At 66.0% G+C, this 22739-nt stretch carries 23 protein-coding genes; 11 read left to right on the top strand and 12 right to left on the bottom strand.

The features are described 5' to 3' along the window. Nucleotides 1-21: 21 nt before the first annotated feature. Together mnmA and DWG20_RS00585 are read right to left on the bottom strand one after the other, a co-directional pair. On the bottom strand, nt 22-1098 hold the full coding sequence (mnmA, locus tag DWG20_RS00590) for a tRNA 2-thiouridine(34) synthase MnmA (RefSeq protein ID WP_115431925.1): 1077 nt from the start codon (nt 1096-1098) through the stop codon (nt 22-24). Continuing rightward, on the bottom strand, nt 1095-1634 hold the full coding sequence (locus DWG20_RS00585; RefSeq protein WP_245944742.1) for a hypothetical protein: 540 nt from the start codon (nt 1632-1634) through the stop codon (nt 1095-1097). Before DWG20_RS00585 ends, mnmA begins: the two co-directional genes overlap by 4 nt. Before the next feature lie 65 nt (nt 1635-1699). Between DWG20_RS00585 and rfbB the strand changes: the two genes are divergently transcribed. Genes rfbB through rfbC form a run of 4 tightly spaced genes read left to right on the top strand, consistent with a single transcriptional unit; the run spans nt 1700 to nt 5070 of the window. Next, nucleotides 1700-2761, top strand: a complete 1062-nt coding sequence (gene rfbB, locus DWG20_RS00580) for a dTDP-glucose 4,6-dehydratase (RefSeq protein ID WP_115431924.1) — start codon at nt 1700-1702, stop codon at nt 2759-2761. Continuing rightward, nucleotides 2758-3657 (top strand): dTDP-4-dehydrorhamnose reductase, encoded by a 900-nt coding sequence (gene rfbD / locus DWG20_RS00575; protein WP_115431923.1) that lies wholly within the window; start codon nt 2758-2760, stop codon nt 3655-3657. The genes rfbB and rfbD overlap by 4 nt, the downstream gene beginning before the upstream one ends. Then, nucleotides 3644-4534: a glucose-1-phosphate thymidylyltransferase RfbA gene (gene rfbA, locus DWG20_RS00570; RefSeq protein WP_115431922.1), complete on the top strand. Its 891-nt coding sequence runs from the start codon at nt 3644-3646 to the stop codon at nt 4532-4534. Before rfbD ends, rfbA begins: the two co-directional genes overlap by 14 nt. Then, nucleotides 4525-5070, top strand: a complete 546-nt coding sequence (gene rfbC / locus DWG20_RS00565; protein WP_115431921.1) for a dTDP-4-dehydrorhamnose 3,5-epimerase — start codon at nt 4525-4527, stop codon at nt 5068-5070. Before rfbA ends, rfbC begins: the two co-directional genes overlap by 10 nt. A 109-nt stretch (nt 5071-5179) precedes the next feature. On the opposite strand, the gene DWG20_RS00560 is transcribed toward rfbC, so the two are convergent. Next, a complete protein-coding gene (locus tag DWG20_RS00560) occupies nt 5180-5641 on the bottom strand; it encodes an NUDIX hydrolase (RefSeq protein ID WP_115431920.1) in 462 nt (153 codons plus the stop codon). A gap of 160 nt (nt 5642-5801) precedes the next feature. On the opposite strand from DWG20_RS00560, the gene DWG20_RS00555 reads away from it, so the two are divergent. Then, a complete protein-coding gene (locus tag DWG20_RS00555) occupies nt 5802-5999 on the top strand; it encodes a bacterioferritin-associated ferredoxin (protein WP_115431919.1) in 198 nt (65 codons plus the stop codon). A 126-nt stretch (nt 6000-6125) separates the two neighbouring features. Then, complete coding sequence (gene bfr, locus DWG20_RS00550; protein ID WP_115431918.1) at nt 6126-6596, top strand: bacterioferritin; 471 nt, start codon at nt 6126-6128, stop codon at nt 6594-6596. An 82-nt stretch (nt 6597-6678) separates the two neighbouring features. Here bfr and DWG20_RS00545 read toward each other — a convergent pair whose 3' ends face one another. After that, the gene (locus DWG20_RS00545; protein WP_115431917.1) at nt 6679-8277 is read right to left on the bottom strand and encodes a YdgA family protein; all 1599 of its coding nucleotides are present in this window, start codon (nt 8275-8277) and stop codon (nt 6679-6681) included. A gap of 34 nt (nt 8278-8311) precedes the next feature. Between DWG20_RS00545 and DWG20_RS15855 the strand changes: the two genes are divergently transcribed. The 4 genes from DWG20_RS15855 to DWG20_RS00530 all read left to right on the top strand — a co-directional run bounded on the left by DWG20_RS15855 (nt 8312) and on the right by DWG20_RS00530 (nt 12353). Next, on the top strand, nt 8312-8512 hold the full coding sequence (locus tag DWG20_RS15855) for a hypothetical protein (protein ID WP_147289898.1): 201 nt from the start codon (nt 8312-8314) through the stop codon (nt 8510-8512). Further along, entirely contained in the window at nt 8513-9691 is a 1179-nt protein-coding gene (locus tag DWG20_RS00540) for a DesA family fatty acid desaturase (RefSeq protein ID WP_115431916.1), read from the top strand. A gap of 112 nt (nt 9692-9803) precedes the next feature. Beyond that, nucleotides 9804-10151 (top strand): RidA family protein, encoded by a 348-nt coding sequence (locus tag DWG20_RS00535; protein WP_115431915.1) that lies wholly within the window; start codon nt 9804-9806, stop codon nt 10149-10151. A 150-nt stretch (nt 10152-10301) separates the two neighbouring features. Then, nucleotides 10302-12353, top strand: a complete 2052-nt coding sequence (locus DWG20_RS00530; RefSeq protein ID WP_115431914.1) for a TonB-dependent receptor family protein — start codon at nt 10302-10304, stop codon at nt 12351-12353. Nucleotides 12354-12440: 87 nt separating this feature from the next. Here the strand turns inward: DWG20_RS00530 and DWG20_RS00525 are convergent, their stop codons facing one another. The 7 genes from DWG20_RS00525 to DWG20_RS00495 all read right to left on the bottom strand — a co-directional run bounded on the left by DWG20_RS00525 (nt 12441) and on the right by DWG20_RS00495 (nt 19936). Continuing rightward, on the bottom strand, nt 12441-13985 hold the full coding sequence (locus tag DWG20_RS00525; RefSeq protein ID WP_115431913.1) for a DHA2 family efflux MFS transporter permease subunit: 1545 nt from the start codon (nt 13983-13985) through the stop codon (nt 12441-12443). After that, nucleotides 13985-15151 carry an HlyD/EmrA/EmrK family protein gene (locus DWG20_RS00520; protein WP_245944741.1) on the bottom strand — a complete coding sequence of 389 codons (1167 nt, stop codon included), beginning with the start codon at nt 15149-15151 and terminating at the stop codon, nt 13985-13987. Before DWG20_RS00520 ends, DWG20_RS00525 begins: the two co-directional genes overlap by 1 nt. Before the next feature lie 367 nt (nt 15152-15518). Continuing rightward, nucleotides 15519-16040, bottom strand: a complete 522-nt coding sequence (locus DWG20_RS00515) for a MarR family transcriptional regulator (RefSeq protein ID WP_115431912.1) — start codon at nt 16038-16040, stop codon at nt 15519-15521. Between the two features lie 27 nt (nt 16041-16067). Next, complete coding sequence (gene miaA / locus DWG20_RS00510) at nt 16068-17015, bottom strand: tRNA (adenosine(37)-N6)-dimethylallyltransferase MiaA (protein WP_115431911.1); 948 nt, start codon at nt 17013-17015, stop codon at nt 16068-16070. A gap of 60 nt (nt 17016-17075) precedes the next feature. Continuing rightward, nucleotides 17076-17774: an aspartate/glutamate racemase family protein gene (locus DWG20_RS00505; RefSeq protein WP_115431910.1), complete on the bottom strand. Its 699-nt coding sequence runs from the start codon at nt 17772-17774 to the stop codon at nt 17076-17078. A 119-nt stretch (nt 17775-17893) separates the two neighbouring features. Beyond that, nucleotides 17894-19333 carry an exodeoxyribonuclease I gene (sbcB, locus tag DWG20_RS00500; RefSeq protein ID WP_115431909.1) on the bottom strand — a complete coding sequence of 480 codons (1440 nt, stop codon included), beginning with the start codon at nt 19331-19333 and terminating at the stop codon, nt 17894-17896. A gap of 105 nt (nt 19334-19438) precedes the next feature. Further along, nucleotides 19439-19936, bottom strand: a complete 498-nt coding sequence (locus DWG20_RS00495; protein ID WP_147289897.1) for a hypothetical protein — start codon at nt 19934-19936, stop codon at nt 19439-19441. A 576-nt stretch (nt 19937-20512) separates the two neighbouring features. On the opposite strand from DWG20_RS00495, the gene DWG20_RS00490 reads away from it, so the two are divergent. Further along, nucleotides 20513-21715 carry an ammonium transporter gene (locus tag DWG20_RS00490; protein WP_115431907.1) on the top strand — a complete coding sequence of 401 codons (1203 nt, stop codon included), beginning with the start codon at nt 20513-20515 and terminating at the stop codon, nt 21713-21715. A 102-nt stretch (nt 21716-21817) separates the two neighbouring features. Here the strand turns inward: DWG20_RS00490 and DWG20_RS00485 are convergent, their stop codons facing one another. Then, nucleotides 21818-22438, bottom strand: coding sequence for a hypothetical protein (locus tag DWG20_RS00485; RefSeq protein ID WP_115431906.1), 621 nt, complete (start codon nt 22436-22438; stop codon nt 21818-21820). Nucleotides 22439-22739 lie beyond the last annotated feature (301 nt).

Here is a 22739-nt window from a genome sequence, read left to right as displayed (position 1 = left end):
TGTATAGGGACCTGACAGCGCTTAGAGGATGACGCCGCCGCCGAGGCACACGTCGCCATCGTACAGCACCGCCGACTGGCCGGGGGTGATCGCCCACTGCGGGTCGCGGAAGGTGAGGGTGGCCGTACCGTTTTCTACCGCCGACAGCGCGCACGCCGCGTCGGCCATCCGGTAGCGGTTCTTGGCCGCGTAGTCGCCGGGCTGCGGTGCGCCGTCGAGCGTCCACGACAGCTGGCCCATGGTCAGCGTCGGCTTCAGCAATAGCGGGTGGTCGTGGCCCTGCACGACGATCAGCTTGTTCGACGGGATGTCCTTGCCGGCGACGAACCACGGCTCGCCGGTGCCGGCCTTGCTGCCGCCTATCGTCAGCCCCTTGCGTTGGCCGAGCGTATAGAAGGTCAGGCCGACGTGCTCGCCGACCACCTTGCCGTCGGGCGTCACCATCTCGCCCGGGCTCGTCGGCAGATAGCGCTGCAGGAACTCGCGGAACGGCCGCTCGCCGATGAAGCAGATGCCGGTAGAGTCCTTCTTCGCCGCGGTAGGCAGCTTCGCCTGCTCGGCCAGTTGGCGCACCTCGCTCTTCCTGATGTCGCCGAGCGGGAAGATCGCCTTCGACAGCTGGCTTTGCGACAGGCGGTACAGGAAGTAGCTCTGGTCCTTGGTCTCGTCGAGCCCCTTCATCAGGTAGTGGACGCCGTCCTTTTCCAATTTCCGCGCGTAGTGGCCGGTCGCGATGCAGTCGGCGCCGAGCGCCATCGCGTAGTCGAGGAAGGCCTTGAACTTGATCTCGGCGTTGCACAGCACGTCGGGGTTCGGCGTGCGGCCGGCCGAGTATTCGTCGAGGAAGTACTGGAACACGCGGTCCTTGTATTCCTTCGCGAAGTTGACGATCTCCATGTCGATGCCGACGATGTCGGCGACGCTCATCGCGTCGAGCGCGTCCTGTTTGATCGAGCAGTATTCGTCGTCGTTGTCGTCTTCCCAGTTCTGCATGAACACGCCGATCACCTCGTGGCCCTGCTGTTTCAAGAGCCACGCGGTCACCGACGAATCCACGCCGCCGGACATGCCGACGACGATGCGCTTCTTACCCGTCACGGGGAGTATCCTTCCTTCCAAATAGCCAGGGGCACCACCTCAGGCGGCGCCCCGAAATCCTTGAACCAGGTATCGACCACCCAGCTTTGTCCGTCTCCGGTCTCGTCTAGCCGCGCCGCGTAGTGGTCGTTGACCAGCCACGGCGCGCGGTGCACGCGGCCGGCGGCGCGGTGAAAGCGCAGCCAGCGCCTTTGCTGCATCAGCGCGAGAAAGCCTTCTACGTTGCGGCTGTGGTCGATGCAGTCCATGCGCCCGGCACTGTCGTCGGCCGGCGGGTTGCCGCCCTGGTCCGACGCGATCGGCGCGACGCGCGCGGCGAGCCGGTAGAGCGCGCGCACCGTGTCGGCGACCGCGGCGCGCTCGGCAGGCGCCGAGTCGACGCGCGCGAAACGTTGGCCGAGCTTGCGAATCTGTGCGGCGTCGACCTCGAGCGCCGCCTGGCGCGAACAGCCGTAATGGTAACAGACCGTCAAGGTCGCGGAAAAAACCGGCGGCGCGACGAGCGCAAAAAGCCACAGCCAGCGGCGTTGCATCATGGGGGCTCCGGGTTAGACTAAAGAATGTTTAAAAATCGCTTCCCATTGTATCCGGGCTTCATCCCATGACCCTCCTCGTGACCGGCGGCGCCGGCTTCATCGGCAGCAACTTCGTGCTCGACTGGCTCGCCTGCCACCGTGAGACCGTGGTCAACCTCGACGCGTTGAGCTACGCCGGCAACCGCATGAACCTCGCGGCGCTAGCCGACGATCCGCGCCACGTCTTCGTGCACGGCCGCATCGGCGACGGCGCGCTGCTGGAAAGACTGCTCGAAGAGCATAAGCCGCGCGCGGTGCTGCACTTTGCCGCTGAGAGCCACGTCGACCGCTCGATCGCCGGCCCGGCCGTCTTCGTAGACACCAACGTCGCCGGCACCTTCACGCTGCTCGAGGCGGTGCGAACCTATTGGCAGACGTTGGCCGAGCCCGACGCTTTCCGCTTCCTGCAGGTGTCGACCGACGAGGTCTACGGCTCGCTCGGCCCGCTCGATGCGGCGTTCACCGAGACGACGCCGTTCGCGCCGAATAGCCCGTACGCCGCGTCGAAGGCCGCGAGCGACCACCTGGCGCGCGCCTGGCATCACAGCTACGGCCTGCCGGTGTTGACCACGCACTGCTCTAACAACTACGGCCCGTTCCAGTTCCCCGAGAAGCTGATCCCGCTGATGATCGAACGCGCGCTCGAGGGCGCGCCGCTGCCGGTGTATGGCGACGGCCAGCAGGTGCGCGACTGGCTCTACGTAGCCGATCACTGTGCGGCGCTGCGCCGCGTGCTGGCCGAAGGTAAGCCCGGCGACACCTACAATATCGGCGGCAACGCCGAGCGCACCAACCTCGAGGTCGTGAACCGGCTGTGCGCCATCCTCGACGAGCTGCGCCCGCGCGCCGACGGCCGTTCGTACTCCGCGCAGGTCGCCTTCGTCGCCGACCGCCCGGGCCACGACCGCCGTTATGCGATCGACGCGGGCAAGATCGCGGCCGAGCTTTGCTGGGTACCCGCGGTGAGCTTCGAGGCCGGCCTCGAGCGCACCGTCGCCTGGTATCTGTCGCATCGGGCGTGGGTCGACGCGGTCAAGAGCGGCGGCTACCGCGACTGGGTCGCGCGCCAGTACGAGGCGCGCGCGTGAAGGTGCTGCTGACCGGCGGCAGCGGCCAGCTCGGCCGCGCGCTGCGGACAACGTTGGCCGAGCTCGGCGACGTGGTCGCGCCGCCGCGAGTCGAGTTCGACCTCGGCCAAGCTTTAAGTCTGACGGGCAAGCTCGACGCGCTCGCGCCCGATCTCATCGTCAACGCCGCCGCGTATACCGCGGTCGATGCGGCCGAAACCGACGTGGCCGCCGCGCGAGCGGTCAACGCCGACGCAATCGCCGAACTCGCGCGCTGGGCCGCGGCGCACGACGTGCCATTGGTCCACTATTCGACCGACTACGTGTTCGACGGCGCGCTCTGCCGGCCGTACCGCGAGAGCGACACTCCTGCGCCGCTCAACGTCTACGGCGCGACCAAGCTGGCCGGCGAGCAGGCGGTGCTCGGCAGCGGCGCGCGCGCGCTGCTGCTGCGCACCAGCTGGGTGTACGGGCCTAACGACGGCAACTTCCTCGCCACGATGCTGCGGCTGATGGCCGAGCGCTCCGAACTTTCAGTCGTCGCCGACCAGGTCGGCGCGCCGACCGACACCGGCTTGATTGCGCGCGCCAGCGTCGCCGCGCTGCGCCAGTGCCTTGAAAGCGGTGCCGGATGGGGGCTTTATCATCTCAACGCCGCCGGCGAGACGAGCTGGTACGGCTACGCGGCAGAGATCGCGCGCCAAGCGCCGTCCCGGGGCTTTGCGCTCCAATGCGTGCCCGACGCGATCCGGCCGATCGCGAGCCGCGACTGGCCTGCGAGCGCGCGCCGTCCGGCCAATTCGCGGCTCGACTGTTCGCTGTTTACTTCCACCTTCGGCCTGACCTTGCCCGATTGGCGGCAAAGGTTGGCCGAGGTGCTCGACCAATTGGCAGAGTCTCTCCATGACGCAACGTAAAGGCATCATCCTTGCCGGCGGTTCCGGCACGCGGCTCTACCCGGCGACGCTCGCCGTGTCCAAGCAGCTGTTGCCGGTGTACGACAAGCCGATGATCTACTACCCGCTGTCGACGCTGATGCTCGCCGGCATCCGCGACATCCTGATCGTCTCGACGCCGCAGGACACGCCGCGCTTCGCGCAACTGTTCGGCGACGGCAGTCGCTGGGGCGTGTCGCTCGGCTACGCGGTGCAGGACAAGCCCGAGGGCCTCGCGCAGGCTTTCCTGATCGGCGAGTCCTTTCTCGACAACGGCCCGTCGGCGCTGGTGTTGGGCGACAACCTGTTCTTCGGCAACGAACTGGCGAGCCTGTTGCAGGCCGCCAGCGCACGCACTAGCGGCGCCAGCGTGTTCGCCTACCGCGTGCACGACCCGGAGCGCTACGGCGTGGTCGAGTTCGACGCGGCCGGGCGCGCGCTGTCCATAGAAGAGAAGCCCGCGCAGCCGCGCTCGCACTACGCCGTCACCGGGCTCTACTTCTACGACGAACAGGTTATAGACATTGTCAGGTCGCTCAAGCCGTCAAAGCGCGGCGAACTCGAGATCACCGACGTCAACGCGCGCTACCTCGCGCAGGGGACGCTCGACGTGCAGCTGATGAGCCGCGGCTTCGCCTGGCTCGACACCGGCACGCACGATTCGCTGCTCGAAGCGGGGCAGTTCATCGCGACGATCGAAAAACGCCAGGGGCAGAAGATCGCGTGCCCGGAGGAAATCGCGTGGCGCATGGGCTGGCTGTCCGACGCCGAGCTGGCGACGTTGGCCGAGCCGCTGGCCAAGAGCGGCTACGGCCAGTACCTGATGGGGCTCCTGGAGGAGGCGCGCGCATGCAGGTGAACGAAACCGGCCTCGAGGGCCCGCTGTTGTTGAGCCCTGCCGTGCACCGCGACGAGCGCGGCTTCTTCCTTGAAAGCTATAACGCGCGCGCGTTCAACGAAGCGGTCGGCCGCGAAGTGGTGTTCGTGCAGGACAACCATTTGGCGTCGACGAAGGGGGTGCTCAGAGGGCTCCATTACCAGCACCCGCGTCCACAGGGGAAGCTGGTGCGCGTCACCGCCGGCGAGATGTGGGACGTCGTGGTCGACCTGCGCCGCACGTCGCCGACCTTCGGCCGCTGGTTCGGCACGGTGCTGTCGGCCGAAAACCGCCTGCAGTTGTGGATTCCGGAAGGCTTCGCGCACGGCTTTCTGACGCTGACCGACAGCGCCGAGGTGCAGTACAAGACCACCGATTACTGGGTGCACGACGCGGAGCGCTGCATCGCGTGGAACGACGCGGACATCGGCATCGACTGGCCGCTGGCGGGCGGGCCTATCCTGTCGGACAGGGACCACAGCGGCAGCACGCTGCGTGACGCGGTGTTGTTCGCTTAGTCGAGTGGAAGGCGGCTGCTGCGGCGTTTGGCCTCATGCAAAAAGCTCGGCCAACCTTGTAAGGGTTGGCCGAGCTTTTTCACGCACGGGGTCGGGACCTGCGGGCCGATTACACCCGGTCTTCGTGCCGATAGAGCAGGTCGAGTCCGTAACGCCGTCCGGCGAGGTAGTCCTCGAGGCAGCGACTCACCAGCGGGCTGCGGTGCGCGTCGCTAAGCGCGAGGATCTCTTCGGCCGGCAGCCAGCGCGCGGCGACGATGCCGGCGTCGAGCTCGCGCGCCGGCTCGAAGCCGGTGACGCGGCCGTAGAAGGCGAAGCGCAGGTAGGTGACGTCGCTATGGTCCTTGTCGGCCATGTAGATCCCGACCAGACCCTCCGGTGCGAAGTGGTGGCCGGTCTCCTCGAGCACTTCGCGGATCACGGCGTCGGAGAGGCTCTCGCCGTGCTCGAGATGGCCGGCCGGCTGGTTGAAGCGGCGACCGTCGGCGGTGTCCTCCTCGACGACCAGAAACAGGCCGTCGCGCTCGATGACGGCGGCGACGGTGACATTGGCTTTCCACTGGCGACTCATTGCGTATTTCCTGGGTAATATTTTGATTTGATATGAATAATTATTGCGTCGATGAGACAGCTTGGGCGACAAGGGGGATCGGGCTCGGGTCTCAATTGACAATCGTTCTTATTCATTCCTACAATGGATGCAATTAATTCTCGTTTGTGGAGCTTGCCCGATGTACGTCTGCTTGTGCAACGCCGTTACCGACCGCCAGATCCGCCAGGCGGTCGAGCAGGGCGCCACCCGTATGCGCGACCTCAACCTCGAGTTGGGCGTGGCCGCCGACTGCGGCAAGTGCGCGTGCTGCGCCAAGCAGATCCTGCAGGAATGCCTCGCCGAACAGAAGATGATCGGCATGATGGTCGCCGCCTGAGCCGTCCCCGCCAGCATATCGAAAGCCCCGCGCACCCTTGGTGCGCCGGGGCTTTTTAGCTTGTTGTCCTCAGTTGGTGTGCCATAATTTCGTGGTTAACAACCAAGAACTTCGTGGAGATGGACCATGCTAGGCGATAAAAAAGTCATCAAATACCTGAACCAGGTCCTGAAAAACGAGCTGACCGCGATCAACCAGTACTTCCTGCACGCGCGCATGTACAAGAACTGGGGTCTGAAGAAACTCAACGACCACGAATACCACGAGTCGATCGACGAGATGAAGCACGCCGACGCGCTGATCGAGCGCATCCTGTTCCTCGAAGGCCTGCCGAACCTGCAGGAGCTCGGCAAGCTCTACATCGGCGAGAACACCCAGGAGATGATCGAGTGCGACCTCAAGCTCGAGCTCGAGGCGATGCCGGTGCTGAAAGAAGCGATCACCTACTGTGAGAGCGTGAAGGACTACGTCACGCGCGAACTGTTCAAGAACATCCTCGAGAGCGAGGAGGGGCACGTCGACTGGCTGGAGACCCAGCTCGGCCTGATCGACAAGCTCGGCCTGCTGAACTACCAGCAGAGCCAGGCGGAAGACTAAGTCCTTTCGGCCACCGTCGGACGCGACAGGCAGAAACAAAACAGGGAACCCGCGGGTTCCCTGTTTTGTTTGCCGGGTCGGCTTATTTCGCCGCGCTGGCGACCGGTTCGGTTCCGGCTTCGGCACCCGCTTCGAGGTCGGCCGGTTCCTGCCACGGCAGCGACACCGGCTTCTGGTTCACCGACAGCTTGCCGCCGCCGAAGTGCAGCGTGGTGCGGACCTGGCCGTTCTCGAGCTTGATGTACTGCTGCGCGTTCCACTCGGCCAGTTGCGAGTCGAGCAGGCTCTTGGCGAGATTGTCGATCTCGGCGACGTCCGGCTGCTCCTCGGCGCTCGCATCGACGGTGAACAGGTTGCGCGCCTGCGCGACCACCAGGTTTTCCAGCGTCTGGCGCGGCAGGTCGACCGCCGCGTCGGCGTTGAAGCGCGTGAGGAAGGCGACCGGGTCCTTCAGGTCGGCCTCGGTGAAGCCGTTCAGCGCGAGCTGGCCCTTCAGGTGCGCGTTGCCGGTCGGCATCTTCAGGCTGAACTCGTTGATCACCAGACGCGGGTTGTTGGAGAGCAGCGGCACGCCGTGCTGCTTGACCGTGTCGAGGTAGACCTGGCGCAACTTGGCCGGCTCGACCCCCTCGAACGGGATCTTGCCGATCTCCTGGTCGAGCCTCACCAGCGTCGGGCCGTGCAGATGGTTGGCCGAGATGTCGAGCTTCAGCGGGCCGTACACGCTCTGGTTGTAGCTGAAGCTGTCGAAGTCGAGCTTGCCGCGCGTGTTAACGAAGTCGTCCTGCTCGCTGGTCACGATCTGGTAGCGCAGCTTCTTCAGCTGCACGTCGGACGGACGGAACTCGCCGGACGGGTTGATGAACTCGCCGACGCGTACGCGCGTCAGCAGGTAGACCAGCTCGTTGAGCTTGATGCTGTACGGGACGCTGTCCTTCCAGTTCAGCTGCACGCCGCCCACCATCAGCTCGCTGGTGCCGAGGCGCACGCCGCTTAAGCCCGGACGCACGTCCGACAGGTAGCGCACGCCGTCGAACGCGACCTTGCCCTTCGTCGAGGCTTCGAGCAGGAAGCCCGGCGACACCGCCTCGGTCTGGTACTCCTTGTAGCCGGACGCGTAGTCGACGTTGAGATCGAAGCCCTGCCACTTCACCTTCACGCCCGACAGCGTTTCCTCGTAGTCGAAGGCCGGCACGTTGACCTTCAGCTCGCCGCCGCCGGTCAGCCCGAGGCGGTTGGTGACGGTGATCGGCTCGGCGTCGCCGAAGAACTTGGCGAGCGTCTTCTTCGTCGCATCGCTCATGTCGAACTCGGTCGTCACGAACGCTCGCGCCGGCCTGAGGTCGAAGTGGGACAGGCCGGGGAAGGGGCCGTGCGAGACGCGGTGGGTGTACTTGATGGTCGAGCCCAGCAGCGGTCTCACCGAATCGGGCAGCATCGATTCGTACGGCCCGATCAGGCGACGGTTGAACGTCAGCTCGGTGACTTCGGTCGAACCGAACCAGCCGCGCTCGTAGTTGTGGGACTTGACCTTGAAAAAGGGCAGGGCCGCCACCATTCGGTGCTGTTCGGCGAGCGTTTCTTCGGCCTTGACGCCGGCCCAGTAGGCCGTGCCGCCGTAAACGACGAAGGCCGCGCCCAGGACGGCTCCGGCTGCAATCAGATGCTGTTTTCGCAACACGTTATTCGGGAAATATCAAGAGGATAACGCGCTAATGGTACACCAGCTTGTTGCGGGCCGGGGCGTTGAAAAACCGTCATTACGACAAGGTCTTGTGGGCGCCGGGGTGCTAACCGCACTCATTCTCACCGGCCCGGGCGGCGGTTATTATCGGGGGCTGAATGCAATTTTCTGTTTGCAAACAGTGACTTTGTATACAATAGCGTTTTTTAGCCAGTCAAAAGGTATCGACTGAATGGAATGGATCAACGGTTTGATCGATTTGCCCTGGTGGGGTTACGTGGTGGTGGCGCTGGCGCTGACCCACATCACCATCGCTTCGGTCACCATCTTCCTGCATCGTAGCCAGACCCACCGCGGGCTCGACCTGCACCCGGTCCCCAGCCACTTCTTCCGCTTCTGGTTGTGGCTGACGACCGGCATGGTCACCAAGGAATGGGTGGCCATCCATCGCAAGCACCACGCGCGCTGCGAAACCGAGGACGACCCGCACAGCCCGCAGGTGCTCGGTATCAAGAAAGTACTGTGGGAAGGCGCCGAACTGTACCGCGCCGCCTGCAAGGACCGCGAGTCGATCGAGAAGTTCGGCCGCGGCACGCCGGACGACTGGCTCGAGCGCAATATCTACACCCGCTACAGCGGCAAGGGCATCTTCGTCATGATGGCGATCAACCTCGCGCTGTTCGGCCCGCTGGGCCTGACGATCTGGGCGATACAGATGGTGTGGATCCCGTTCTGGGCGGCCGGCGTCGTCAACGGCCTCGGGCACTACGTCGGCTACCGCAACTTCGAGAACGAAGACGCGGCGACCAACCTGATCCCGTGGGGCATCATCATCGGCGGCGAAGAGCTGCACAACAACCACCACACCTTCGGCACCTCGGCCAAGTTCTCGTACAAGTGGTACGAGTTCGACATCGGCTGGATGTATATCCGCACGCTGGAAACGCTGGGTCTGGCGAAGGTGTTGCGCGTCGCACCGAAACTGCTGGAAGGCGAACAGATGCCGCACTTGGGGGCCGAACAGCTGCAGGCGATCATCGCCAACCGTTACGCGGTGGCTGCGCGCTATGCCCGCGAGCTGAAAGCGGTGTACCACGTGGAACTCGACAAGCTGACCGCCGGCGCGCCGGAAGGCAATATTGCCAAGAAGATGAAGGTGTGGCTGAAGCAGGATGCCAAGGACACGCCGGTCGCCGAGCGCGAAGAACTGTCTGCGCTGTTGGCGCAAAGTCCGACGCTGACCACCGTCTACACCATGCGCCAGGAGCTGTCGCGCCTGTGGGAGCGCTCGACGCTGACCCGCGACGAACTGCTCAAGGAACTGCAGGACTGGTGCGCGCGCGCGGAAGCGAGCGGCATCGAGGCGCTGCAGAGCTTCTCGCTGACGCTGCGTCGCGCCGCCCAGGCGTAAACCGTGTCGTACACTTAATGACGGCGGGGCAACCCGCCGTTTTTTATTGTATTGTTGTCGACCTTGCGGGCCACGCCCGCGCTGCAAAGACCGAATCCGTTCCGAGGTAGTCATGAGTCTGTACCGTCACAAGCCCATCCCCCGACTGTCCGAAGCCGTGGTCGCCAACGGCCTGATCTTCATGGCCGGCCAGGTGCCGCGCAACGAGGCTGCCGATGCGCGCGAACAGACCGCCGACGTGCTCGCCCAGATCGACGAACTGTTGGCCGAGCTCGGCAGCGACAAGAGCAAGATCGTCGACGCGACGATTTATCTGGCCGACCTGGCCGACTACGCGGCGATGAACGAAGCGTGGGACGCGTGGGTCGCCGCAGGCCACCCGCCGGCGCGCGCCACCGTCGAGGCCAGGCTCGCCAACCCGGCGTGGAAGGTCGAGATCAAGATCGTCGCGCAAAGCTGAGCCCGCGCGCATCGGTGAAAAGGCCCTCGCGACGAGGGCCTTTTTCTTTGCCCGGCTGCGACACCGTGCCGCATCGGCGGATCGCCGGCGCTCCCCTAGAATCCCCCGTTTTGCTCTTCGCATATTCCAAAAAGATCAGGGGGGGGACGGATGGACAAGGGTTTTGATACGAGGGACTGGCGGCCTCTGGCACTGGCGATGCTCGGCGCGTGGCAGACGGCGCACGCCGACGAGACGGTGCTGCCCGAAGTGAGGGTGAGCGCCGAGCGCATGGCACCGGCCTTGTCGCTGCCGTCGATCGCCGCGGCGCGCGAGGAGATGGCGCGGGTGCCCGGCGGCGCCGGCTTGGTCGACGTCGAGCGCAACGGCCGCCAGTCGACGCTGGCCGACACGCTCGGCATGGCGACCGGCGTGTTCGTGCAGCCGCGCTTCAGTGCAGAAGAATCGCGCCTGTCTATCCGCGGCTCCGGCCTGCAGCGCACCTTCCACATGCGCGGCGTGAAGCTGATGCAGGACGGCGTGCCGCTGAACCTGGCCGACGGCGGCGCCGACTTCCAGGCGGTCGAACCGCTGGCGACGCGCTACGTCGAGGTCTATCGCGGCACCAACGCGCTGCGCTACGGCGCGACCACGCTCGGCGGCGCGATCAACTATGTGTCGCCATCTGGCCGCGACGCTTCGACGCCAGCCTTCCTCGCGCGACTCGAGGCCGGCAGCTTCGGATACCAGCGCGCGCAGATCGCCGCCGCCGGCGCGAAGGGCGATGTCGACGGCTACGTCAGCCTGTCCAGCCTCCAGCAGGACGGTTCACGCGACCATGCGTCGCAGCATGCGTACCGCCTGTTCGCCAACACCGGCTGGCGTGCCTCGGCCAACCTCGAGACGCGCTTCTTCCTCGCCGACGTTCACAGCAACTCCGAGCTGCCCGGCAGTCTTACCAAGGCACAGCTTAAGGCCGACCCGCGCCAGGCCAACGCCTCGTCGGTAAGCGGCGACCAGAAGCGCGATATCGACCTGACGCGCGTGTCGAACAAGACCGTGTGGCGCTCGGGCGAGCAGCGGCTCGAATTCTCGGCGTTCTATGCGAAGAAGAAGTTGTTCCATCCGATCCATCAGGTGATCGATCAGAACAGCGAGGATACCGGCGTCGAGGCGCGCTGGGTCAGCGACGCGCCGCTGTTCGGCCATGCCAACCGCTTCACGCTCGGCTTCGCGCCGACCTGGGGACGCACCGACGAGCTGCGCTTCGCAAACGTCGGCGGCCGGCGCGGCGCCTTGATCGACGCCAGCCTGCAAGAGGCGAGCAACGTCGACGTCTATGCCGAGAACGAATACGGCTTCGCGCCAGGCTGGCGCGCGATCGTCGGCGCGCAATGGAGCGAGGCGCGCCGTCGCCTTAACGACGGCTATGTGCCGGCCGGTCAGGCCGATGCGAGCTTCGATCAGACCTATCACGGCTTCAGCCCCAAGCTCGGGTTGCTGCACGAGCTCGACAGCGGCGTGCAGCTCTACGCGAACGGGTCGAAGAGCTTCGAGCCGCCGAGCCTGAGCGAGATGAGCAATTTCGTGATCAACGCCGGCCTCAAACCGCAGACGGCGAAGACGGTAGAGATCGGCTCGCGCGGCCGCATGGAAACCGCGCTGCCGGTCGAGTGGGACGTGAGCCTGTACGACGCGCGCGTTCGCAACGAGCTGCTGTCGCGCTCGCTGCCCGGCAACGCGAGCGTGACTTTCAACGTGCCGCGCACGCGCCACCGGGGACTTGAGCTCGGCTTCACCGTAGAGCCGGCAAAGGGCCTGTCGTGGCGCAACGCCATGCTGGTCAACCGCTTCCGTTTCGACAACGACGCGGTCTACGGCGACAACACGCTCGCCGGCGTGCCCAAAAGCTTCTTCAAGAGCGAGCTGACGCAGCGCTTCGGCGCCGGCTACTACGTCTCGGCCAACCTCGAGATCTCGCCGCAGTCCTACCCGGTCGACCTCGCCAACTCGCTGTACGCCGACCGCTACACGCTGGTCGGGCTCAAGGTCGGCCGCGAGGTGAAGAAGGGCCTCGGCTGGTTCGCAGAAGGGCGCAACCTGACCAACGAGAAGTACACGGCGACCACCGGCGTGATCCTCGATGCCAAGGGCAAGGACGCCGCGCAGTTCCTGCCGGGCGACGGCCGCGCGGTCTACGCCGGCCTGGAGTGGAGGCTGTAAACCCGTCAATGCCCTTGCGAGCGCCTCGGCCAACCGTCAAAGCTTGGCCGAGCTTTTTTGCTGAACCGCTTGATACGGGAAGCCGGCTCAGTGCGCCGCGTCGGCCGGCGCGCTGCCGGCCGGCCTGAACGGTGGCCGCGCGAACCACACCAGGCCGGTCAGCAAGAGGAAGAGGATGGCCGAGCCCCAGAAGATTTCGTTCGCGCCGATGAAGTAGGCCTGGCGCGTGATCTCGCGCACGATCAGCCCGTCCGACTGCTGCACGGTCAGCCCCTGCTGGACGAGGCCATCGATCGCCACCAGGGTGCCGGGGTCGAACAGGCTCACGTGCTCGCTCAGCCGCGCGTGGTGCAGCGCCTCGCGCCGTTCCCACAGCGCGCTGACCAGCGACGCGCCGATCGAACCGGCAAGGGTCCTGAGAAAGTTCGATAGCGCCGACGCACCGGCGATCTGCTCGGGCCTGAGGCCCGCGAACGCCATCGTCGTCAGCGGCATGAAGAAGCCGGCGACCGCGAGCCCGAGCACGAACTGCGGCCACACCACGGCCGCGAAGTCCATGCCCGGCACGAAGCTGCTGGCGCGCCACGCAAAGCACATGGCGAAGGCCAGGAAGCTCATCGTCACCACCCATCTGAGGTCGAGCCGGTAGACGTATCTTCCGATGATCGGCGACAACAGCACAGGCAGGATGCCGACCGGCGCTACCGCGAGCCCGGCCTGCGTCGCGGTGTAGCCGAGTTGCGTCTGCAACAACAGCGGGATCAGGACCTCGGCGCCGAGGTAGAGCATAAAGCCGACGCCGGTCGCGACGACGCCGACGGTGAAGTTGCGCTCTTTGAACAAAGAGAGGTCGACCACAGGGTGGTCGTCGTGCCACTCCCACACAATCAGATACGACAGCGCGATGACCGCGACGACCGCGAGCACGACGATCTCGGCAGACGCGAACCAGTCGAGCTCGCGGCCGCGGTCGAGCATCAGCTGCAGACAGCCGACGCCGACCACCAGCAGGATCAGCCCGATCCTGTCGACCGGCAGCTTCGAGACGTGCGTCTCACGGCCCTTCATCAATCGCCAGGCGATCGCCAGCGAGACGAGGCCGAGCGGCACGTTGATGAAGAACAGCCAGCCCCAGTGCCAGTTGTCCGAGATCCAGCCGCCGAGGATGGGCCCGAAGATCGGCGCGACGATGACCAGCGTCGACCATAGCGCGAGCGCCATGCCCTTCTTGTCGTTCGGGTAGGCGGCGAGCAAGAGGCTCTGCGACAGCGGGATCACCGGCCCGGCGAGTGCACCTTGCAGCACGCGGAAGAAGATCAACAGTTCGAGGCTCGGCGCGACGCCGCACAGCCACGACGTGATGACGAAACCGACGGTCGCCCACAGGAACAGTCTGACCTCACCGACGCGGCGCGCGAGCCAGCCGGAGATCGGCACCGCGATCGCGTTGGCGACGCCGAACGAGGTGATCACCCAGGTGCCCTGACTGGTCGACGCGCCGAGGTTGCCGGCGATGGTCGGAATGGCGACGTTGGCGATCGTGTTGTCCAGCACCTGCATGAACGCCGCGAGCGACAGCGCCAGCGTCGCCCAGACGCGCTGACCGTCGGGCAGCGGCGGCGGGTGCCCCATCATCTCCCCTTGGCCCGGCCGAGGTTGGCCGAGACGATGTCGGCGACGATCCGGTCGACTTCCTTCAACTGGTCTTCGTACACCCGGGACACGAAGGCCGGGCTGGCGCGGCCGGCGGTGGTCAGCACCGGGCCGCTCGTGTCGGCGGTGTCGACCTCGGCGCTCATCGACAGCCCGAGGCGCAGCGGGTGCTCGGCCAACTGCTTCGGATCGAGCGCGATGCGCACCGGCACGCGCTGCACGACCTTGATCCAGTTGCCGGTCGCGTTCTGCGCCGGCAGCAGCGAGAACACGCTGCCGGTGCCGGCGGCCATGCCGGCGACGCGGCCGCGGTAGGTGACGCTGCCGCCGTACAGGTCGGCCTCAAGCTCCACCGGCTGGCCGATGCGCATGTTCTTGAGCTGCGTTTCCTTGAAGTTGGCGTCGACCCACATCTCGTGCATCGGCACCACCGCCATCAACGGCGTGCCGGCGGCGACCTGGCTGCCCAGCTGCACGGTGCGGCGCGCGATGAGGCCTGCCACCGGCGACACGATGTCGCTGCGCTTCAAAGCCAAGAAACTGCTGCGCACCTGCGCGGCGGCGCGCGCCACCGCCGGCTGCTGCTGCGCCGAGCCGGACAGCACCAGCACCTGGTTGGCGCGCAAGGCCTGCCCGGCGGCGGCGACCGCTGCGCGTACCGCGACGACGTTGTCGCGTGCGTGCTGCAGTTCCTCGGCGGCGATGCCGCCGAGCCGGCCGAGCGCTTCGCGGCGTGTAAGGTCGCCCTCGGCGCGTGCGAGTTCGGCGCGGCGCGCCGCCAGCTGCGCGGCGAGCTGGTCGTTGCCCGCCATGCGGCTCTTCGACTCGCGCACCGCCTGCGCGAGTTCCGCCTTCGCGCGCTCTAACGCGAGTTCGGCATCCAACGGGTCGAGCCTGACGACTGTCTCGCCGGCCCTGACCCAGTCGGTGCTGTCGACCGCGACGGTGGTGACCGTGCCGGCGACCTGCGCGTTGACTGGCACCAGGTTGCCGCCGACGTAGGCGTTGTCGGTCGCCTCGTGGTGACTCAACGCCTGGAACCAGTAAGCGCCCCAACCGAGCCCGGCGACGGCGAGCGTGAAGGTGAGGCGCTTCAGGTGCTTGCGGCGTTTGTCTGCGGGGTTCGGAGCGGCGCGGTCGATCATGACCAGTCTCCCTGTGAGGTCGCCGGCGCTGCCGGCGAGCCGATATCGTTGTTAAACGGTGACGGTCGTCTCGGTAGCCGCATCAGGGCGAAATGGGCTCGCGGCCCGGTCGTCGGGCAGGGGCGCCTTCGCCGCGTCGGTGGCGAATGGCTTGGGATGCATGGCATGCCATGATGATCGTGAAGCGGCGTCACCCGCAAGGGCCGTGCCATGCCGTCGTCGTTTTTTCGCTACCGCATCCGGCGCCGTTCCCACGGCCGCGCCGCATCGCTTGCGGAACAAGGCGGTGCCGAACGGGGGCGTAAAAAAACTCGGCCAACCTTGGAAGGTTGGCCGAGCTTCGGACCAGGGCGATCGGTGCGCCGCGTCAGCCGCCCAACTGGGCGAGCAGTTTTCTCAACAGGCTCTCCATCGCGACCTTTTCGGTGTCGGAGAACGCGTTCCACAGTTCGCTCATGTGCGCGTGGCGCGACGGCATCAGGTTTTCGATGAAGGCGCGGCCGGCCGGCGTGAGGATCAGCCTGGTCTTGCGCCGGTCGTCGGCGCACGCCTCGCGCACCGCCCAGCCCTGGCCGACCAGGTCGTCGACGACGCGGGTCGCGTTGGTGCGCGAGAACGCGAGCGATTCGGACAGGTCGGACGGGTAGACCGTCTCGTCGGGGCGCGTGTACAGCAGCATCAACGCCATCCAGATGGTGTCGTTGATGCCGTGTTCCTTGAGGCCGGCGTTGAAGTAGTCAGTCAGGTAGCCCTGCACGTGGAAGTAGAGCCGGGTCAGCAACACTTCCTGCTGCGGCACGCCGGTGAGGCGGCGCGCGACCAGGCCGATCGCGTCCTCGCAGGCCTTAAAGCTCGGGTTGTTGATCGGTTTGGCGGCTTGATCGTTCATGACCGTTATGGTAACGCTCGTTATCAGTCAGGGCAAGCCGGCCCGCCATGCGCGCGCGGCGGCCAGCGCCGGCGCGACGAGATCGGCCTGCTGGCAGTCGATCTCGACCAGGTTCTCCATGCTTCGCATCCACGTCAGCTGGCGCTTGGCGAGCTGGCGCGTCGCGGCGACGCCCTTGGCTATCAGTCCGGTCCGGTCGATCTGGCCGTCGAGGTATTCCCACGCCTGGCGGTAGCCGACGCAGCGCATCGATGGCAGCTCGAGCGACAGGCTAGTCCAACGTTCGCGCAGCGCCTCGACCTCGGCGAGGAAGCCGGCCTCGAGCATCTTCTCGAACCGCAGAGCGATGCGCGCGTGCAGCCAAGCGCGGTCGTGCGGCAAGAGCGCGAGCTTCAACAGGTTCAAGGCCGGCGCGCCTTCGCGGCCGCGCGCGATCAGCTCGGACATCGGTTTGCCGCTCAGCTCCCACACTTCGAGCGCGCGCTGGATGCGCTGGCTGTCGGCCGGCGCGAGGCGCGCGGCGGTCGCCGCATCGAGCTCGGCCAACCTTTGATGCAGCGCCGGCCAGCCGCGTTCGGCCGCCTCGGCGTCGAGCCGCGCGCGTACTTGCGCGTCGGCCTGCGGCAGGTCGGACAGGCCTTCCTCGAGCGCCTTGAAGTAGAGCATGGTGCCGCCGGCGAGGATAGGCAGCTTGCCGCGCACGGCGATGTCTTCGATCAGTGCCATCGCGTCGGCGTGAAATTGCGCGGCCGAGTACGAATCGGTCGGGTCGATGATGTCGATCAGGTGGTGCGGCACGCCGGCCATCTCGTCGCGCGTCGGCTTGGCGGTGCCGATGTCCATGCCGCGGTAGACGAGCGCCGAGTCGACGCTGACGACTTCGCCGTCGAGTTGCTGTGCCAACGCGACCGCGAGCGCGGTCTTGCCCGACGCGGTCGGGCCCATCAGGAAGAGGGCGGGGAGCGGAGGTTTCATGGCCGGCATTGTAGCCTGCGCGCCGGGGAAAGGCGCCCGCGCGATCGAGGCTCCGAGAGCTTATGCCGTGCCCAGTGCGAAGTCGATCGCGGCGCGCGCGTGCAAGGTGGTGCTGTCGAGCACCGTGATCGACACGTCGTCCTGTTCGATCAGCAAGGGCAGTTCGGTGCAGCCGAGAATCACGCCTTGCGCCCCCCCGGTGGCGAGCCGCTCGATGATTGCGCGAAGCCGTTCCCTGGAGGCCGGCAGGCGTTGGCCGAGGCAAAGCTCGTCGTAGATGATGCGGTGGATGTCAGCGCGCTCGTCGGCGTCGGGCGTCAGCACTCTCAGGCCGAAGCGTTGCTCGAGCCGTTCGCGGTAGAAGGGCTGTTCCATCGTGAACGCGGTGCCGAGCAGCGCGACGGTTTTCACGCCGGCGCGTTGCGCCTCGCGCGCCGCGACGTCGGCGATGTGGATCAGCGGCACGTCGACGGCGGCCTCCACCGCGTCGGCGACCTTGTGCATGGTGTTGGTACAGATCAACAAGGCTTGCGCACCGGCGGCGCTCAGCTTGCGGGCCGCGTCGGCCAGCAGTTCGCCCGCGCCCTGCCAGTCGCCCTGGTGCTGCCGTTCTGCGATGCCGGCGAAGTCGACGCTGTAGAGCACGACCTTGGCCGAGTGCAGGCCGCCGAGCCGTTCGGCGACGAGCCGGTTGAGATGCTGGTAATACATGGCGCTGGATTCCCAGCTCATGCCGCCGATGAGGCCTAGGGTTTTCACGATGATTCCTCCGCGTGGGTCGTCGGGTGTGGACGTCTAACTCGACGAGCGGCAGACATCCATTTGGCATTTTATGGGCTGACTACGGTCGACACAAGCCTCGGCCAACGTCGGCCGGCTCACGCACGCCCCAGTTCCGCGCACAGCGCGTCAGCGTATTCGCGCACGTCGGCGAGGATCTGCCGACCCCGGCTGTCGGCGTCCGTCTCGAGCGCGTCGATTTCGGCAAGGCAGGCCTCGTGCGTGCGCCCGGCCGGCACGCCGTCGATCAGCTTCTTCTTGCACCACGCCATCCAGTGGCGGCGCTCATCTAAAGACAGCGACTCGGGGAAGTTGCGCGCGCGGTAGCGTTGCACCAGGCGCGCGAGCTGCACGTCTTCGAACTGCGGTGTTTCGCGGGCGAGCTTGTCGGCCGACATCGCGCGCAGCGCCGTCAGCGTGCGCCGGTCGGCGTTGGAGACGAAGCCGCCGTACAGGTTCTCGTCGACGTCGGCGGCTTCGAAGGCGGCTCGCTGGTAGACGGCCTTCCAGGTAGGAGCCAGGTCGGGCAGGCGTGCGGCGGCCTCGGCGTGGCGCGCGATGGTGTCCATGTCGACGCCCCAATGCGCGGCGCGTTCGGCCGTCAGCACCTTGAGGTTGCCGACGACGAACGGCGACTTGTTCAGGTGGATGGTCTTGACCGGCAGCCGCGCGACGCCGTCGGGCAGCTCGTCGCTACGGGTGAACATCCTGAGGCGGATCGCGTCGGCGTCGAGGTTTATTAGTTCCGCCGGGTCGTGGGCGAGGTCCCACACGATCACTTCGTTCGCGTTGGTGGGGTGCGCTGCCAGCGGCCAGACGAGTGCGACGTTGCCGCGCTCGACGCCGTACATGCCCGACACGTGCAGCACCGGCTTGGGCGCGTGCAGGGAAAGCTGCTCGCGCGCCGCGTCCTTCTTGCGCAAGGACAGATAGAAGTCGAACAGCTTAGGCTGCTTTTCGCGGATCAATCGCGCGAGAGCGATCGTCGCGCGCACGTCGGACAGCGCGTCGTGCGCCGCCTCGTGCGCGAGGCCGTTCGCCTTGGACAGGTGTTCGAGCTTAAAGCTGGTCCGGCCGTCCTCGTGTGTCGGCCAGACGATGCCGTCCGGGCGCAGCGCGTAGCAGGCGCGCACCAGGTCGAGCAAGTCCCAGCGGCCGCAGCCGTCGCGCCATTCGCGCGAGTACGGGTCGATCAGGTTGCGCCAGAACAGGAAACGCGTGACCTCGTCGTCGAACCTTATCGAGTTGTAGCCGACGCCTATCGTGCCCGGCTGCGACAGCTCGCGCTCGATCACGCCGGCGAACTCGTGCTCGGCCACGCCTTCGGCGAGGCAGCGCTGCGGCGTGATGCCGGTCAACAGGCACGCCTCGGGCGACGGCAGGTAGTCGGGCGTCGGGCGGCAGTACAGCATCACCGGCTCGTCGATCTCGTTGAGGTCGGCGTCGGTGCGCACGCCGGCGAACTGAGACGGCCGGTCGCGGCGCGGCTCGACGCCGAAGGTTTCGTAGTCGTGCCAGAAGAAGGTGAGGGCGGACATGGGCGTCGGGCAGCAGGCAAAGGCGCGATTGTCGCATTGCACGGCAGGCTCGGCCAAGCCCGGAGGGGGAGGGGGAGGGGAACGGGGGCGGGGCCCCCGAGACCCTTACCGCTTGTACGCGGCGATGCGGGTCAGGATGGCGGAGTTGACCTGGTTGTTGTTGGTGTACAGGTTCATCGTCTGGCCGGCCGGGGAGCCCATGAACTGCTCGTAGAGCGCCGATTCGCGGCTCGTCAGCACCGGGCCGGAACCGCGCGCGATGCCCTGCATCACCTTCTTCGAGATGACCTTGCCGTCGGGCGTAGCCCAGAAGGTCAGCGCGCTTTTGGCCATGTCGCACGACACCGATTTCTTGATCATCGGCAGCGCGATGCCTTCGATCGCGGCGTCGGAAAGCTGGCCGATCTGGGTGCACAGCGCGACAAAGTTCGGCACCGAGCGCGACGCGCACTGGCCGCTGCCGTTCATGCGGACCAGTTCGGTGTAGCGCGTGGCGCGCATCAGGTCGACGTGGGTGGTGGCGCAAGCGGCGCCTGCCGCGTCGGCGGCATAGCTTGGCACGGCGACGAGGCTCGCCATGGCCAGGGCAATGAGTCGTTTCACTTCTATTCCTGCAGCTTTAAAGGGTCGACCGCTTCATGCCGGTCTGATTTGATTGAACAACTAAGCAAATAACATATTATCATGTGTTATTTTGGCAATTTGATGTTTTTATAGTGAATTACGCTGATGGATAGCGGTTTTGTCGGCGTGGTTTTGCATGACGGAATGCCGTTTCTCGCTATGGAGCTAAGTGGGTGGGGGAAGGGGCGGGTCGCGTGCCGAGACAGGGATAAACCGACTGCCATGTCCGCCGCAGCCCGTGCCTGTCCCGCGCGAAGGCCGCTCGGGCTTCGCTATCGATCGTCCTGCGCCATCCGCCGTTTGTCCCATCTTCCTCGGCCAACGTTGGGGCCTGGCTGCCTCGAGTGCCGGATCGATGCACCAAGATCGAACACCCGACATGGCCGTGCACTATGTTGGCTCACTTCGCCTGCCCCAAAACGGGTCTCGTCCATGCCTGCCACGCACCATTGTCATACGCGCACGCTGCGAATCAATTAAAATCAAGGGCTTGCGTTGGCAGGCATCCTGCTTGCTTATGGTGCAGCACTCCCGCCACGCACTGGAATCGCCCAGATGAGTCCCAACCCGACCCCGAACGACGTCCTCTTCATCCTGCTCGGCGCGATCATGATCCTCGCGATGCACGCCGGCTTCGCCTTTCTCGAGCTCGGCACCGTGCGCAAGAAGAACCAGGTCAACGCGCTGGTGAAGATCCTCACCGACTTCGCCGTGTCGGGCCTCGCCTATTTCTTCGTCGGCTTCCCGCTCGCCTACGGTGTCGACTTCTGGAGCGGGGCCGAGACGCTCGCCGCGCACAACGGCTACGAACTGGTGCGCTTCTTCTTCCTCTTGACCTTCGCCGCGGCGATCCCGGCCATCGTGTCGGGCGGCATCGCCGAGCGCGCTAAGTTCCACCCGCAGTCGATGGCGACCTTCTTCCTCGTCGGCCTCGTCTACCCGTTTTTCGAGGGTATCGCGTGGAACGGCCACTTCGGCGTGCAGGACTGGCTCGCGCACCAATTCGGCGCGCCTTTCCACGACTTCGCCGGCTCGGTCGTCGTGCACGCGGTCGGCGGCTGGATCGCCCTCGCCGCCGTGCTGCACCTCGGCGCGCGGCGCGGCCGCTACCAGCGCGACGGCCACGTCGCCGCGCACCCGCCGTCGTCGATTCCCTTCCTCGCGCTCGGCGCGTGGATCCTGATCGTCGGCTGGTTCGGCTTCAACGTGATGAGCGCACAGCGCATCGGTGGCGTCTCGGGCCTCGTCGCGATCAACTCGCTGATGGCGATGGTCGGCGGCACCGTGGTCGCGATGTTCGCGGGCAAGAACGACCCGGGCTTCATCCACAACGGCCCGCTCGCCGGCCTCGTCGCGGTGTGCGCCGGCTCGGACGTGATGCACCCGATCGGCGCGCTCGCGGTCGGCGCGGCAGCCGGCGCGCTGTTCGTATGGCTGTTCACCGTCACGCAGAACAGGCTGAAGATCGACGACGTGCTCGGCGTGTGGCCGCTGCACGGCGTGTGCGGCGTCTGGGGCGGACTCGCGGCCGGTGTGTTCGGCCAGCAGGCGCTCGGCGGCATGGGAGGCGTGAGTTTCGTCTCGCAACTGATCGGCACCGCGATGGGCGTAGCGATCGCGTTCGCCGGCGGCTATGTCGTCTACGGGCTGATCAAGAAGGCGGTCGGGCTGCGGCTGGACGAGGAGGAGGAGTTCAACGGCGCAGATCTGTCCATCCACAAGATCACCTCGTCCCCGGAACGGGAGACGAGCTGGTGAAGCTTGGTAAGGATCGACGCTAGGCGCAGGTATGGCGCAGAAGCTTGGCCGAAGCAAAGGCTCGGCCAAGCCATGCGTGCGATTTGGCTTGATTGCTTCGAATCAGGCCGGGGTATGGAACTCGACGAGATCGAGTATCGAGAAGACGCCGAATGCCTGTCCTTGCGCCTTGACGACCCCCAGGCCCGGCAACAGCCATATATCCGCCTTCAGAAGGGACGTGCCCAGGCGGATGTCTTGAAGGTGCGCAGAGCATTTCAGCACCGGCCGCGTCAAATAGCCGTTTTCCTGGTCGAGGCCCAGCTCCGGGCGGACGGTTATCCTCTCGCTCGTGACGACCTGCAGCGTTAGTTTGACCGGGCTGCCCGTCGCGGGATTGGTTTGCTCAGGTTGGGCCGTGACGGTGGTGCCGATCGTCAGGTTCATCGGCAGTTCCAGCCCTTTCGGGCCAAAGGTAAATTCCAAAGCGTTGTCGAACCGGGCCTTCAGCAGCGTCCAGACGCAGGTGTCGAGGTTGGCGGTCTGTGGCCGGTCCGACTTGAAATGCAGTCGGGGCAGCTTCCCGCCCGGCATGGCTATGTCCAGATAGACCTCGTTCTGGCCGGCGTGACGGGCCTCCATTTTGACCCGCGTATGGGTATTCTGCTCGTAGAACACGCGGGTCGTACCGGGGCGCAGCGGGAGGCAATGGCTCGTGGTGGCGCCCATCATTTCGTTTTCCATCTCGCGTTTCTCCTTGCCTCGGCCAAGCTTGGCGACGGAATGCTGGGCGCCTGTTTGAACTGCCATTCTCCGCTACCCGGCGCATCGCAGCCGGGCCGTAGCCGGCAGCAGCGAATCGCGCGTCGACTGTTCACAGTAGTCCATCGATGCAAGGCCGACAAAATGCGGAAAGGGACGGGGCAGGCAGTCAAAAACTTGGCGATCATCAACGGCATCGTGGAACCGTATCGTGTTGTTGCCGTGTGCCCCGGGTCGTCCCCAACGCGCCTTCGGGACGCTTGAGTCATCGGGGCCGTGAAGC

It is taken from the genome of Crenobacter cavernae (assembly GCF_003355495.1).
Taxonomy (GTDB): Bacteria; Pseudomonadota; Gammaproteobacteria; order Burkholderiales; family Chromobacteriaceae; genus Crenobacter; species Crenobacter cavernae.
Note: the sequence above shows the minus strand (reverse complement) of the source record. Positions and strands in the feature narration are given on the sequence as shown.